This window comes from Kouleothrix sp. 19917, assembly GCF_057073505.1.
The window spans coordinates 831,673-847,773 of the sequence record NZ_CP097099.1; the positions used below are offsets into that span (position 1 = coordinate 831,673).

At 57.0% G+C, this 16,101-nt stretch carries 6 protein-coding genes; 1 reads left to right on the forward strand and 5 read right to left on the reverse strand.

The genetic code is table 11. The annotated features are described in order from the left end of the window. Positions 1–22: 22 nt before the first annotated feature. The 4 genes from M1P90_RS03380 to M1P90_RS03395 all read right to left on the reverse strand — a co-directional run bounded on the left by M1P90_RS03380 (position 23) and on the right by M1P90_RS03395 (position 5,642). Entirely contained in the window at positions 23–3,424 is a 3,402-nt protein-coding gene (locus tag M1P90_RS03380) for an FG-GAP-like repeat-containing protein (protein WP_483701248.1), read from the reverse strand. 570 nt (positions 3,425–3,994) lie between these two features. Next, positions 3,995–4,453 (reverse strand): hypothetical protein, encoded by a 459-nt coding sequence (locus tag M1P90_RS03385; RefSeq protein ID WP_483701249.1) that lies wholly within the window; start codon positions 4,451–4,453, stop codon positions 3,995–3,997. Positions 4,454–4,513: 60 nt separating this feature from the next. Continuing rightward, on the reverse strand, positions 4,514–4,855 hold the full coding sequence (locus M1P90_RS03390; RefSeq protein ID WP_483701250.1) for a hypothetical protein: 342 nt from the start codon (positions 4,853–4,855) through the stop codon (positions 4,514–4,516). A gap of 97 nt (positions 4,856–4,952) precedes the next feature. Beyond that, the gene (locus tag M1P90_RS03395) at positions 4,953–5,642 is read right to left on the reverse strand and encodes a Crp/Fnr family transcriptional regulator (protein ID WP_483701251.1); all 690 of its coding nucleotides are present in this window, start codon (positions 5,640–5,642) and stop codon (positions 4,953–4,955) included. A gap of 545 nt (positions 5,643–6,187) precedes the next feature. On the opposite strand from M1P90_RS03395, the gene M1P90_RS03400 reads away from it, so the two are divergent. Further along, positions 6,188–6,694 carry a hypothetical protein gene (locus M1P90_RS03400; protein WP_483701252.1) on the forward strand — a complete coding sequence of 169 codons (507 nt, stop codon included), beginning with the start codon at positions 6,188–6,190 and terminating at the stop codon, positions 6,692–6,694. Between the two features lie 209 nt (positions 6,695–6,903). Here M1P90_RS03400 and M1P90_RS03405 read toward each other — a convergent pair whose 3' ends face one another. After that, positions 6,904–16,032 (reverse strand): DUF7948 domain-containing protein, encoded by a 9,129-nt coding sequence (locus M1P90_RS03405; RefSeq protein ID WP_483701253.1) that lies wholly within the window; start codon positions 16,030–16,032, stop codon positions 6,904–6,906. Positions 16,033–16,101 lie beyond the last annotated feature (69 nt).

Here is a 16,101-nt window from a genome sequence, read left to right on the forward strand (position 1 = left end):
CTTTAGGTATAGGTCAGGCGCATCATCGCGCTGCGCGCGGGCGAAACTGCGTGCCGCCCAAAGTGTAGCCGGTGCTGCGCGGCGTCGTGCCCGTCACTACCAGCCCACCCAGGTGGAACAGGTTATTGCTGCGGTCGACATCCCCCGACGCGCCGCTCGATCTGCCCGGGTTAAAGCTATCGGCCAGCACATACAGGTCGGTGGTGCCGGCAGCGAAGAAGCCGCGCCAGTTGGAGTAGCCCAGCCCATAGCTTTGCACCGTGGAGGTGAGCGTCACACGTTGCCCGGGTGCAAGCTGCGGCACCGACCACGCAATGCCAAAGCAGGGATCGAGTGAGCAGGCGGTATTCCACGGCACGTTCAACGCTGGTGTTACCGATGGATTGAGATACAAATCAACCCAGAATGGTTCGGCCGTGCCAGTGCCCTGATTCTCAATCACCACCGTTATCAGCACTGGCTCGCCCGCGGCAAATGTGCTTTTCTCGGGGTTCAGGGTCACGCTCACGATCGCCAGGTCTGCGAAGGTCGGCAGTTCGACCATTGGCAAGTAGGCGCGGGGTTCGCTTGCTGAGGGAAGTGGCGTGTCGGTCGGCGTCGCGGTGTCGGTCGGCGTCGCGGTGTCGGTTGGCGTCGCGGTGTCGGTCGGCGTGTTGGTTGCAGTGCTTGTTGCTGTGTCAGTTGGTGTATTTGTGGGGGTATCGGTTGGCGTTGGCGTATTACTCGGCGTCGGCGTATTGGTGGGTGTGTTGGTGGGTGTATTCGTCGGTGTGTTCGTTGGCGTATTGGTGGGTGTGTTGGTTGGCGTATTGGTGGGGGTGTTGGTGGGTGTATTCGTTGGCGTGTTTGTAGGCGTGTTGCAGCTGCCGGTGTTCAGCCGGATGCCGACATTGCCACTGGTATAGTTTGCGGTACCGAAGTCGAGCCTGCCGTCCTGGTTGAAGTCGCCCACAGTTACCCCGGCTGGAGCAGAGCCTGTTGAGAAAGCAAGCGCAGCCTGGAGTGTACCGTCGCCGTTTCCTAATAGAATGCTGGCCGTATTTGCAATCTGGTTCGTGACGACCACATCGATTCGGCTATCGTTGTTAAAGTCACCTAGTGCGATTGCATCAGGGTTATTGCCGGCCGCATAGTTGACCGCGCTCGCGAAGGTGCCATCGTTATTGCCCAACAGAATACTTACGTTGTTGCTGTTATAGTTTACGGCGGCCAGGTCGAGCTTGCCGTCAGCGTTGAAATCGCCCGCAGCCACTGAATACGGCAGTGTTCCAACCGTATAGAAAACTGCATTCTGGAAGGTGCCGTTGCCATTGCCGAGCAGAATGGCGACCGTGAAGCCACCTCGGTCGGCAACAGCAAGGTCGAGCTTGCCATCGATATTGAAGTCACGCGTGATCACCGTGAAGGGATTTGGTCCCGCGGAGTAGGTAACGGCACTCTGAAATGTGCCGTCGCCATTTCCCAGCAGGATACTTGTGGTATTGCTGCTGAAGTTTGCAGTGGCGAGGTCGAGCTTGCCATCATTGTTGTAATCACCCACTGCCACTGAGTCGGGGTTGCCGCCACCCGCTGGATAGTTAACAGCACTCTGGAACGAGCCGTTGCCATTGCCCAGCAGAATACTTACATTATTGCTGTTGGAATTGGCAACAGCGAGATCCAGTTTGCTATCGCCGTTGAAGTCGCCATAATCAAATGAGTACGGGTTGGTTCCAACAGCGTAGTTGGTGGCGGAGGCGAAGGTGCCGTTCGGATTGCCGCCCAGAATACTGATCGTGCTGCTTAATAAGTTGGCTACTGCCATATCAAGCGTACCGTTGCCGTCAAGATCGATCGCCTTAGGCGTAAACGCGCCCGTTCCAGTCGTGTAATTGACGGCGGCAGCGAAACTTACACTATAGCCGAATGGGCAGGGCGTAGCCGTCGGTGTAGGTGTATTCGTTGGTGTATTGGTTGGAGTGTTCGTTGGTGTATTGGTGGGCGTATTCGTGGGCGTGTTCGTTGGAGTATTGGTGGGCGTATTCGTGGGCGTATTCGTGGGAGTATTGGTGGGCGTGTTCGTGGGCGCAGCCGCCTGAAACTCGAACGAGCCTCTGTCGCACACACCGCCAACTGGCCGGGCAATGCCGCGCTGGTCGGTTGCGGCGCAGGTGGCATTGTTCGCGCTATCGAGCGCCGGGCTGCCAGTGAGCAGCGCGTGCGTTAAGGTCGGCCCGGTGTTGTTCGCCAGCGGGCCAAGCAGCGGATCGATCGGGCTGGCACCCGAACCAAGCTGGTTATTGTTCACGCCATTGGTGATGCCGGTGGAGCCAGTTCCATCACCAACCAGATTGTACGAGCTGGACGCCACCATCGCGCCGCTGATGTCGTCGCGTGTAGCGGCAGTGGAATTGAAGTTGCCCGCCACGATCGTGTTGCGCAGCGTGACAGCCGCAGTGTTCTGGGCGATGCCGCCACCCGCGCCGCTGCCATTGTTGTCGTTATCGGCGGTGTTGTTGGTGACGGTGACATTGTTCAGCGTTGCATTGCCGGTGCCGCCGCCCGTCGTTATGAAATACGCCCCGCCGCCGTTGTTGTCGGCAAGGTTGCCCGAAATAGTGCTGTTAGTGATGGTGATCGTGCCCTGGTTGCCGGTGGTCGAGATCGCGCCACCGTTACCATTCCCGCCGCCAGTGATGCTGGCGGTGTTGCCCGAAATGGTGCTGTTGGTGATGGTGACCACGGTTGCCACCCCGGTGGAAGTGGCAATACCGCCGCCCTCGCCGCGCACGGTGTTGTTAGCGATCGTTGTGGTATCGATCGAGAGTGTGCCGGCGTTGTGCATGCCGCCACCAACGACCGTGCCAGAGGCGGGAAGCGTCTGGTTGTTCGCAATCGTGCTGTTGCTGATCGTCAGCGCGCCACGATTCTCGATCGCACCATTCGCACCCGAGAAGTTGTTGATTACCTGAATGCTGTTGAATGTCGAGGTGACGTTGTTATGCAGATAGAGCGCGCCGCCTTCCTTGAACGTGGGGGTGCGCGTATCGCCATTCTGGAGCGTCAGGTTCGACAGGTCGAAGGTGCTGGCAGCCGAGGGAAACACATCGAAGAGCCGCTCGATGCCATTCCCGTCGAGGATTGTGTTGCTGATGCCATTGCCCTGAACTGCCAGGCTCTGCTTGACGTCCAGGTCGCCAGTGCCACCATTATCTTCGTTGGCGGCGCCTGTGAGTGCAAAGGTGCCATTGACACTGAATGTGATCGTGTCGGCGCCGGCGTTTGAGTTAGCGGCGCAGACGGCCTCGCGCAGGCTGGTTTGCCCATCGGGGCCGGGCAGCAAGGCGAGCGTAACCGCGGGGCAGGTGCCTGCCGCATCGAGTGTGTCGGCGGTGGTGGTGACGGTGATACTCGCTGCATAGGCCGACTGCGTGAATGGCAGCATTGCTGCTGCAAGTGCAAAACACACGAGCAGCCTGAGCATTTGACGCAGTGGCGCTGATAGTGAGGCAGGCGTCGTTTCTTGCTTTGTGTCGTTATTCCCGGGGGCTGATGGGTGCTTAGCTGCGGCCATGAAATCGTCCTTGTACTAATGAGCGTTTAGCAAAACACAACGACGTACTCAACAGGCTGGTGCGCGTGAACGCGCAGGAATTAGAGGTTGGAGGTTAGGGATCGGGATTGCGATGCGCAACAAGGCCTTTCACTGGCCGAAAACCTCACTTGGAATTGCGCAGTGGATCAAGGCAAATATTTTGGCGATGCGAACGGCAGACTTGACGGCGGGAACACGTGTGCTGGCAATACGGTGCGATGCAAACTGAGGTGTTGTAGCAGCACGATTGTAGAATGCGCAGCCAACGGTATTGGTGACAAAAGGCAGCTAATATCGTAGCGGGATGGTTGCTATTGCGCAGTGCCCAGCAGGCGCGCATAGCTATGCTTGCGCCCAACAAATAACCAGCGCCGCGCATATGCGCGGCGCTGGTGCCGAGGGCAGCAGGAAAGCGATTTGTTATTCGGTGGACTCAGTAGATGTACGCCGGACGGGCCGGCGGTACTCGCCTTTCTTCTTCAGGCCCAGCGATGCAATGGCGTCGGAATTCGATCCGTACTGGCTGGTAACGGCTGCCTTCGCCAGCAATACGGCGTCGTGCAGCTCCCAGCCGAGCGCGGCGCGGGTGCTGCGCGCGGCGGCCAGCTCCATTTCAAGCTGAAATTCACGCTCTTCGGCCGCTGCCAGTGCGGCGTCTTTGGCTTGCAGCGATTCCTTGCTTAGCTCACGATTAGCGGGTGCGTAATCGGGCAGCAGCCTGAGCGCCCGCAGAACCATACGATCGCTGTCGATCATACTTGGGGGAAGTGGTTTACTACGACGTTGTGCCATGGTGTTCACGCTTCCTTTGAGATCAGGTTTCAATATCACATTGGCAAATGCCACCGTTAGAATAGCCTGACTGTGGGCCTGTGCCAATCGCGCGATCGTCCTGTCTGCGATGGTGCGAAAGGCACAGATGCTTCTGAACACAAAGTACTATTGCATGTAACAAGCGTTGCCACAAACTGCTTGGTGTACATACGTGCCAATAGCGTTGGCGTGCATGCTTGGAATGTTTGCGTGCATGCTTGGAATGTTTGCGTGCATGCTTGGAATGTTTGCGTCGATGCCGATAGAGTTTGCGTCGATGCCGATAGAGTTTGCGTCGATGCCGATAGAGTTTGCGTCGATGCCGATAGAGTTTGCGTCGATGCCGATAGAGTTTGCGTCGATGCCGATAGAGTTTGCGTCGATGCCGATAGAGTTTGCGTCGATGCCGATAGAGTTTGCGTCGATGCCGATAGAGTTTGCGTCGATGCCAATAGTGTTTGCAGCCATGCTTGGACTATTTGCGCGAACCCTGCTGCTGGGACGAAGACAAGCTTCACCTGTACTGCAATCGTCGGTCGTTGGTCGTCCTTCGTTGGTTGTCGGCTTAGAGATCCGACCAGCTATGAATGCGGGCGGTATCGAGCACAATAATTGCCCCGCGCTCCGAGCGCAGCAAACCCAGGGTAGCGAATTCACCCAGGGCTTTATTTGTCCATTCGCGGGTAATGCCGGCGTAGCTGGCCAGCGACTGTTGGGTAATCGTAAGCCGCACTGGCACGGCATGGTTCGCCTGGCGATGCACAAGCTCCGAAAGCGCAGCGGCGACGCGCCCGGCCGCATCGAGAAACGCCAGGTTTTGCCCAAAGCGGGTGGTAAAGCGCAGGCGTTCGGTTAGTTCTTCGAGCACGCGCTCAACCAGATCGAAATTATTGCGCAGCAGCTCGCGGAACGCATCGCGATAGATCACGAGCGCGACAACCGGGCCAAGCGTAATCGCGCCAGCCGAGCGCTGCTTCCCGTCGAGGACAGCAAACTCGCCAAAGGTATCGCCGCGCCCATACACCCGCACAGTAAGCTCGCGGCCATCCGGGCTCAGCAAGTAGATCCGCACATAGCCTTCCACAATGATATACAGGCAATCGCCGTCATCGCCCTGCTCGAAGATCGTTTTGCCGGCGACGAAATGCTGCTCGTGTGTGATCGCGCCAATCTTCTGCCGCTGCTCGGCATCGAGGGATTGAAAAATCTTTGCTTCGGCCAGAATGGCGTGCCGATCCAGGGCGCGGCTGTGCATAAACGACCTCTTGTTATAGCTCAAGCACTCAACTCTCGTATGCTCGTGTCAGGGGTAAGCATACCACCCCGTTTATATATGCTCGATGAAGTAATTCATAGATAACTTTCGGCCTGGTAACAATACGCTTTACAGATTGAGGAGCATGGTCTTTCAGCCTTCCAACGAGTTCCCTTTTCAGCCGTTGGCAGAACCACAGTGGTGGCAACGGCCGAAAAGGTCTATTTGCGGCTGACTTCGTTTCCCCACACCCACCGAGCGGTAAAGATCGGAAAACTTTGTGGAACACGGAAGACTTCGCGCAAATAAATCTATGTGTTGCTCAGCACAGAAGTGTGAAGTACTTCATCTACAAGGGAATGAGAGCTTGCTATTGTGTATCCATCAGACGTGCAGCACATAGTACTCGGGAAACGAACAATCTGCCCTAACAGTACATCAGTGTTGCCTGGGGATGCAATATGTGAATAGCAAGGAGGAAAGACTGCGCTTTGATGGTGATCGCGTCGGAGAATGAATAATGCAAAGTCAGAAAGGAAAACCCCATGAAGCGGAACCTGATCGCCACAGCCATGAGCATCGCGCTCCTGCTTTCCCTCGCTATCGCGGTGCGCCCATCTTACGCAGCCCCCAGCGGGCCGCAGCCCACTGTTGCCCCAGCTAATCCCGAGGCGACAGCAACGGCTGATGGCAGTGAAGCATCGGGCCTTGAGATTGCATCGCAGGATGCGCTCCCTGCCAAGCCCGCTGCGGGCGCTGATGGCGCGGCAAATCCGAACTTTGTGCCGAGCAGTGCCTTGCACACGGGGCGGGTGACATTCAACCCATATCGCGGGTACGGCGTCGGGCGCATCAATGACTGGCGGGTGCTTTCGACCAGCAAGATTTTCATCTCGGTCTCCGAGCTTAATGGCGGCCAGCGTATCATTGGGGCTGCGCCAATTCGGGTAGAAAGCGTGGCGCCACACTTTGGGTACTTTAACCTGAGCGTTCGCGTTGATTGGGGCGCCCCGCTGCCTTTCCAGGTTGATTATATGATCGTGAATGGCTAAAACCGCTTCCTGCTAAATCGCGCGGCCAAGCCGGACGCTGCAACGAAAAAGCGAAGGTGCGAGGTGACAAAGCCCCGCACCTTTGCTGCGCCTAGCCCATTCATCTGGCAGCACGAATGCCCTGCAAGCAAAAAGTAACTTATGCTGGTGTAGCGCGCGGCGAATGCCAGATCGATGAAGTGCTTCACAAAAGGGCTTTCAGAGACATCTTATCGCGCGCCCTGCTCTTGAGCTATTGGAAAATTAATCGTGTAGGGTCGATTACTCTGGCGCGTATTGGCAAGGGTGAATGGAAGATAAAGCTTGGGGAACGTGCTTGCGCGCCCTTTGAGCGTCTCGATGGTAACGTTTCCTGCGGTATCGATCGCTTCAAAAAAGGCATCGATACTTTTGTCGCGAGCTTCTTCAGAGAGCTCGCGCCACCAATAGTCACTGCCATGATGCAATTCAAGATGCTGCCATTGTTGGCCATCGTAGCTATAGATAAGTTCGACTTTACTAATCCCTGCGCCAGCCAAGCCATTGGGAAGCGTGCCAGGTTTTACAACAGCGCGGGCATAGACTGTTCCGAATTGAGCCGACTCTGCATCTTGTGGCTTCGCCAGGGAGAAATCGGCAGACAGAAACTCTGGCCCAACCCGCGGTGCCTGGAGCGTGTTGTAGGTCACTTCGAACACCATTTCGGTGAAGCGCCGCAGGTCGCCCCTGCGCGCGCTGGTGGCACGGAACTGCGCGGGGTTGACAAGCAGCTGATCCTGCGGCACTTCCAGGTTTCGCGAAATAGTGGTGGTGCGCTGGAAGGTATATGGCACATCGGGCTGCCAGCTCCCCTGCATTGGCAATGTAATTGCGTCTTGAACGATGGTAAGATCATCAGTTACCTGGTTCGTGATCGTTGGCTCGAAGCCTGCGAGGTTCGGTTCGGTTTTGGCGCTCAGCAAGCGCACGCCGCGCGGCTCGGGCGTGAGTTCGCCGGGTTCGGGTGCGAGCGTAATATCGTAGGAGAACAGCGGCAGCACCACGCGCCCGCGCACCACTTGCGCCTCGGCAGTGATCGCTGTCGTATGCTGCTCGCCCGTGCGGAAATTGTCGGTGAGTGTGCCGATGGCGATGGGAATAGTGCTGTCGGAGATTGTTGCCGAAATAGTAATCACGCGCGTGATGACGCCATTGTTGTCCTGGAATGGCAGCCATACAGGCGCATCAACTGGCTGTGGTGGATCGGGGTTCGGGTTCGGCACTTTTGTACGTATGAATGGCAAGCCGTACAGCACCATCTGGTTGATGACTTTATCGTCGAACAGGCCAAAGCCGCCTGAACCGGCGCTGAGAATATATTGCCGCTTGGCCAGCGCCAGCGAATCGCCGATCTCTGCGCCATCCTTGATATTGCGGCGGATTGCGCGCGTGAAGAGCGTAGCGAGCCGCTCGCTATAGCCAACTACTGGGTCATCGGCCCCGTAGCCATAGCCGGTATTGGCGATCCAGTTGCCACCCTGCTTCACAATCGCCTGTGCAAAGTCAATTGTAGTTGTTACTGTTGCATTCTGATCGGGCATATTCAGGCCAGCATGGCAACCAACCGAATAGAGTAGCGTTGGCGCGCCACCGCGCTGAAAGAACAGGGTGCTGCTGATGTCGGCGGTAGGTGCATACAGGCGCATTGCTTCAAACACGTTGTCGTTGTTTGCCGGAACTGCTCCTGAATGGCTGAAATGCCCATTGAGCGATGTAAGATCGTAGGGTGTGCTGATGTCTGTATAGCCGTCGATCAGCTGAGGAAGCTGGCCGCCAAACCACAGGCCAGTTAACTGTTCAAGGTTCCAGTCTGCGCTGATCAGCTGCGTAATTGCGGGCGAGTGCTGCTCGGGTTTGGAGATAGTGCCGAGTTCGGCGCTGATCTGCTCGGCTTCGTCGGTCATGAAGTCGTAGCCCGTCACAAAGGCGTGCTGCACATCAATGGTGTTGCGCGTGCTGTCGGGCGCGCTCAGGTAGCCGCGCAGGTAGCTCACAATGTCGCTGGGGCGCTCGACCAGGCGGCCAATGCCCAGGTCGGGAACGTACAAGGCACGCCCGCGCCATGCCGTTGGTCGCCGGTCGGCATAGAAGTTGTCGGTGAGCACGAAATGATGGTAGAACGCGCCTTCCAGCGCAGTAGCAGGTTCGCCGGTTCGGCCAAGCTGCGACAGGTAGAGGCTTTCGTTGGCAGTCGGGGTTTCGTCGGGCGTGCGGTAGAAGGGCACGACGCCGTCGCCGCCCACCACCACAATACTGGTCGTTCCTGCGTACACATTCGTCAGCGCATAATCGACGATCTGCCAGATCTGCCGGGCCACTTCGTTGGCGAGCAGCGGCTCGTTCGGTTTGGCATCCCACTGCGCATACAGCTGGTTGAGCAGTTTCTGGTCGGTGTCGTTCAGTAACCCCGGCCCGGCCAGGTCGAACAGCACGCCGTGGCTGCCTGCCAGCAAGGGATTGCCCGGCGCGAGCAGGCGGCCAAGCTCGCCTGCCGCCGCAGTCTCGCTGAGCGTTGCCGTTCCTTTGAGCGCCTTCGCGGCGGCAAGCATACGATTGGAGTTAAACAGGTAAATGGTTTGAACCGAAGCGTCGGGCGCGCGGTTTGGCAAGCCGCCAATTATCCGGGCATGGGTACTGGGCTGAACGAGTGTGCCATCGCGCAGCTGAATGTCAAGCTGATAGGGCGGGAGTTTGACATCGATCGCGTTTGTAAACGGCCGCGCGATGGCAATGAAGTAGGTGCCGCCTTCGGGAAGCGAGGCGCTAATCGTTTCTGAGATCGTGCCGGTATGGGCAGAAATACCATTGACATTGCCGATCACGGTGAGGCGGCTAATCACGGTGAGGCGGCTGATCACGGTGAGGCGGCTGATCACGGTGAGGCGGCTAATGGCGTTGGCGTCTTCCTGCCCGTCACTATTTACGTTGCTGCCGTTGCCGTCGGCAATATTGCTCAGGTCGATATTATCGCCGCTTGGCAGGGGCGTGCGCGGGTCGGAAAGCAGCACAAGATCGTAATCATCGGGGAGCTGCGTGAGGCTGATGGCGACACTGGCACCGGGCCGCGCGCCAAAGGCAAACCAGCTGACATACTCGGGCCGGCTTAAATCGCAGCGCAACTGGACATTGCCGCCCGGGTCGAAGGCGAGCGGGTATTGCGCCGCGTTATTCAGCGTATCGAAGGGTTTTGGTTCTGAGATTTGCTCATCCGGTTTGCCACAGAACGGTATTGGCTGGTTTCGGTCGCGGGGCTTTGCCACAACGCTAAACAATTGGCTGGTGCCGGTGATGACGCCATTGGCGGTGTTGGCGCTTGCCTGCAGGCGATAGCCCGTGCCAGGCTTGTCGACACGCAGGTTCGTGAACGTCGCCGTGTCACTTATGGGGCTAACTGTTGTGGTACCAAAAAGTTTGGCATCATTGGTTCGATTGTCGTCAGTGGGAGTTGTGTTCAGCAAGCTCACGCTGACCGGCGCGCTCAGATGGCCGGCGTTGCCATAGGCATCCTGCCCGGCAACCACCGGCTGTGGTTTAAGCACCCCTTCGACAGTGCTGCTGCTTGGCTGCGTGGTAAAGACAAGCTGTGTCGCCGGGCCAACCTGGTATGCGCCAATGTCGCACGCGCCAAGCCGCAGCACGCCGCGCTGATCGGTTACCGGGCAGGTGGCTGTGTCGCCCGCGCCAACGGCGGGGCTGCCCGGCAGAAGCGCGTGCGTTGGCGTCGGGCCACCATTATTCTGCAAGGGGCGCAGCAGTGGGTCGCTGGTGGCAATGTCGTGCGACAGGCGGGTGATGGGGCAAGCCGCTGGCAGGCCAAGCAGATTGTGATCGAGGGATGTGATTTGTCCATCGCAATCAGCACCAGTAGTTGCTTCGTTGCCAGCCAGTATTGAATTCCTGAGCGTTGCAGGCGTTGTGGAATTATCGAACATTCCCCCGCCACGACCTGCGAGATTGTCCGTTATAGTGGCGCTTTCAACTTTGAGGGAGCCTACACCTTCATTCCAGACCCCACCTGCGTCAGTTTGAGCAATGTTGCCACTGATCGTCACATTTGTTAATTGAGCAATACCTGAGTTGAGAAGGCCTCCTGTATTTTTGAGCGCGCTATTTTGTGCGATTGCCGAGTTCGTCATCGTCAGCTTGCCACCGCTGTTGTTCGAAAGGCCTGCGGCACTTTCACGAGCTGTATTGCCGGTAATAAGCGTATCAGTAACCGTCATGATGCCGCTGTTACCTACTCCGCCAGTGCTGCCGCCAGCCTGATTGCCAGAAATGGTGCTTTTCTGTATGGAAACTACGCCTGTACCATTCGTGTCACTATAGTTTGCCAACCCACCACCATTACCTGGAGTAGTATTGCCGCTAATACTGCTATTAGTAATGTTAAGTACAGCTCCACTTGCGTTGCTCACTCCTCCTGTTTCGTTTGTACGCGCAACATTAGCGCTGATAGTTGAACTCGTGATTCGCATGTTGCCGCTGTTAGATACTCCACCAATTCTAAGATTTGCAGTGTTGCTGAAGATTTGCGTGCGATTAATAATGGTGGTGCCACCAGCCACAATGCCACCGCCAACATTGGCCTGGTTGCCAATAATTAAGCTGGTTGTGGTAGTTATTGCGCCATCGCTGAACAAGCCGCCACCCTGCGCGGCAGCATTCGGCACATTCTGCCCCAGTGCCATATTGTGGCTGATGGTGGTATTGACCAGATCAAGCTGCCCGCCGCCTGGATTATTTTGATTTGTGTTGTAGATACCACCACCAATGGCGGCTGGCTGGCTGATGACAATCGTACCGGCAATTGCGCTATTGGCATATAGCAGCGTATCGCGCAGGGCCAGCCAGCCATAGTTGATGATGCCTCCGCCGCTTGCCGCCCGCCCGCCGCTTGCGTCAGCTGTGTTATTGCTGATCTCGCTGCGGAGCACGCCCAGATTCCCGCCGTTGAAAACGCCGCCGCCAACATTATCGGCGCCGCCAGTGCTCGCAGTATTGCCATTGATATGGCTGTCGCGAATATTCATCTGGCCTTCGTTGACTATGCCCCCGCCATTGCGATTCCCGCTGCCTCCATCAATTCGGGCCGCACGGTTCGCCAAAAGTTGAACATTATCGAGCGCGCTGACGCTGCTAACGCCTGCACTCACGCCGCCACCCGAACCATCGGCCTGGTTGCCGCTGACGCTGGCGTTCCGTAAAGTCAGCGTGCCTTTGGCAAAAATGCCACCGCCAGTGCCTTTACGGGCCTGATTACGCTCAATCGCTGTGCCAGAAATAATTGCGGTGCTGCCCGGCAGCAGCGATACACCACCAGCGCTGCCTGCGGCAACATTGTCGCTGATGCTGCCACTCGTCATTGTCATCGTGCCGCTCGCGCGCACCCCACCACCTTCGCTATCGGCAATGTTGCTGTCGATGCGTATATTTGTAAGTGTCATTGACGCGAGTTCGGCTTCGATCCCGCCACCAAAACTATTCAACTTTCCTGGCGCGGTTTCGGCGCGATTGCCACGCACCGAGGCATTGCGGAGCTGTAAGTTACTGTCATTCAACGCATAGATGCCGCCGCCATGCGACTCCGAGGCGCTCAGGAGCGTATTCGTCAGCACAGTTGTCCCATCAAGCGTGAGCGCAGCGCCGTAGTAAGCGAAGATGCCACCCCCATAGCTTGCGGTAATCACCGATGCGCTGCCAACACGGTTGTTTTGTATGGTGCCACCGCGCAGAGACGCCGTGCCGCCAACAAGCACGCCGCCGCCCCAGGCACTGCCCGACCCATCGAGTGTATTGCTTACAACCGAAGTGTCGGTAAGCGCGAGCGTGGTAGTGATGTAGCCGCTGAAAATGCCACCGCCGCGATTGGAGCTGCCACCAGCTGAGGCAGAATTATTGGAGACGGTGCTATTACTGAGGGTTGCATTGCCCCAGTTGGCAATGCCGCCGCCCTGGGTTTCGCCCGTGGCTGTGGGGCTGCCGATGGCGCTGTTGCCGCTGACTGTGGTGCGGTCGAGCGTAAGATTTCCAATGGTAAAGCCGGGGCGCAGGTAATTAAAGATGCCGCCGCCATAGGCATTAAAGCCTTCTGCATGGTTGCCGCTGATGGTGCTGGCAACTATTGCCAGGTCGCCAGAGTTTTGAATACCTGCCCCCCATGCTATGACAGTTGGAATGCCGACGGTATTATTGAGCACCTGCACAGAATCAAGCCGCATGTGTGCCTGTTCGGTATTGAAAATGCCCCCTCCGGTGTTATAGTTGATGCCGCCACTCGCGGTATTGCCACTCACAACCGTCCCAGTTACGTTCATTTGCCCAAAATTGGCAATGCCGCCGCCGTCGCGATGTTGGTTGGGCAATCCCAATCCGTCAATAGCCTGATTGTTCTGGATTATTCCATTTGTAATATGCGCTTGGCCATCCATATCATTGAAAATTCCACCGCCGCGCCACGCAACCTGATTATTGCTCAGCGTACTGCTAATCACTGTTGCCGTACCCAGGTTATAGATACCGCCGCCAGATAAGGCCTGGTTGCCAGTTATAACACTATTGCTGATCGAGAGATTGGAGCCAGTGTCGTTAAAAATGCCGCCACCATTGGAAGTAAGGGTCGCAGGAAACACGCCCGCGATATTTTGGGTTACAAACACATTGTTCAAGCTCAGATTGCCATGGTTTGCAATGCCGCCGCCCGGTGTTGCGGTGCCGCCTTGTAATCGCATATTCGCCAGCGAGGCGGTGGCACCGGGTACGACACCAACGACACTGGCATCGGGGGCAGCCAGCTGGTGGCCGTGAATAATCGTTGCTGTTGCAGACGAAGAACCCGAGCCAGCGCCAAGCAGCGCCAGCGATTTTGTGACATTCACTGGCTCGTTGTAGTCGCCAGCGGCGATCTGGATCGTATCGCCGTCCACGGCCTGGCTCATTGCATAGGTGATGGTGAGGCAGGGCGCGGCCTGATTGGTGCAGGTGCCGGCATCGGTGCCGGTTGGGGCTATGTAGCGGGTTGTGCCGGCGGCGATTTTTGCGACAAACCCATCTTCCGAGCCGCCAGGGTTGGCCTGCGATGCAGCGACTGTTGGGAAATTCGATGAGGTGGTGTAGCCAGCCACATAGGCGTTGCCAAAAGGATCGGCAGCAATCGCAAACCCCATATCTTCGGAATTGCCGCCGAGAAAGCTCGATTGGCGCAGCTGTGACCCATCGGCGCTGAGCACTGCGACAAACGCATCTTCGCAAGGTGTTGGTGTTGGCGGCGTGCCACAGGTTCCGCCACCGAATGTGGGCTGAATTGGGTTACGTGTTGGGAAATTCGCTGATTCAGTTATGCCAGTGAGGTAGATATTGTTGCCCGCGTCAAGCGCGATATCCATGCCCCGATCCGAAAGGCTGCCCCCGAGGTAGGTCGAGAATAGAGCAGAGCCACCACTAGCGGGCAGCTTGGCGACAAAGGCATCGTAGCCGCCGGTCAGGGTTGGCTGTAATGCGGCCGTTGTTGGGAAGTTCTCCGAAATTTTCATGGAGTTGCCCGAAAATGTGAAGCCAGATACAACAGCATTCCCCGCGCTATCGACGCTCAAGCCGGATGCTTCATCAAAGCTGCTGCCACCCAAGTAGCTGCTATAGATTTGTGCGCCATTTGGAGCAAACTTCGCCACAAAGCCATCCGGGCAAACAAAAGTGATTGTGCCATTGTTGCATTCGCCACTGCCAAATTGCGCACCGTTATAGCTGCCCCCACCGCTTAGCGGAATAACCAGCGGGTTACGAGTTGGAAAATTATCTGAGTTGGTATACCCGCTGACATACGCATTATTGTTGCTGTCAACCGCGATACGTAGCCCAACATCCGCGCGATTGCCGCCAAGAAACGTGCTGTAGTGCAGCGTATTCGTGTTTATATCGAGGCTGCTTACAAATGCATCGCGGCAGGTTAGCGGATCGGATACACAATTCACATAGTTCGGCTGAATGGCGTTCTTGATTGGGAAATCGGGCGAAGCAGTTGAGCCAGTGAGATACACAAGCCTGTTGCCATCGATTGCCATACCATTGGCACCATCGACCCCGCTGCCACCAAGCAGCGTCGAATACAGCAAGTTGTTGCCGTTTGCATTTATCTTGGACACAAATGCATCGATTATGCCATTCAGTGTTTTGTCTAATGCATTCGTGGTGGTTGGGAAATTCGCAGAGTAAGTTGAGCCAGCAATATACACGTTGCCGAGATGATCTACGGCGATTGCGTTGCCAAGGTCATCGGCGCTGCCGCCCAGGTATGTGCTAAACACAGGAGTGTGCCCATCAGAAGCGAGCTTGACAACAAACACATTGCTATTACTGAGGCTAGTGAGCCCCGGTAGCGGGTTGGCCGGGAAATCGGGCGACAAGGTATGCCCGACCAGGTAGATATTCCCGCTTGGGTCGAGCGTGATATCTTCGACGCGGTCGTTGGCGCTGCCGCCCAGGTAGCTACTGTATTCGAGCGCCGGGTCGAGCGTGAGTGGCAGCGATGGATTGTATGCGCCAAGCACAAAACCAACGCTGCCGTCGGCAGCAATGGAATAGTGTGTGCTTACGCTAGTGCGCTGCCCGGCGCGCATTTGCCACGCGACTGGCGCGCGCTCGATCAGGGCATTTGTGCTGCCTGCTGTTTCTATGCGCAGGTCGCCATTTACTTCTAGCTGCGGGGCAGTGGCGCCAGCATAGCGCCAGCGAATCTGGGATGGATCGGCGCCTGGTGCGAGTGTGTAGGTGCCTTTGAGATGGTTGGCCTGCCCATCGTAGCGCGCATCGATGCCAGGATACAGCGCAATATAACCAAGCGCGGCGTAGGTTGGCAGATTAGTCTGCCATTCTGATGGATCCTTGCCGATCAGGTAGTTTGCAACGCCTGATAAGCGTTGGATGCCGCTTGGAGGGTGCTGCTGGCTGCCAATGAATTCGATTGCCACGTTCGTAAATTGCTGTTGAGGGAGTGAATCTTCATGTGTTGCGGGTGTTATGGGAGTTGCTGGTGCAGCAGAAGACCTCTCAACGGGAAGTTGAAGCACAAGTTTGCCGGGAAGAAATGCTATTCCGCCGCCAAGTGCGCGCGCTTGCATTTGTGATCCTGCGGTAGCACTGCTGGTAAAGGCTAGCGGCGCAGTGCTGCCTATAAAATGGTCGGTATGTACGGCTTCGGGGAAGTGATAGGTCTGCGACTGCGGCGCGAGCGCCACGCCGGCTACGAGCAAGAAGGCGAAAACAAGCTGCCATGTGCGTTTAAGTGGCAAGGCAGGCAGCGAGCGGCGCGGGAAAGTCGTGTGCATACAAGCATCTCCCTATAGGCAGGTGGCGGAGGAGCACATGCGGCGAAATCCGTGCGCTTCAAGGACGTG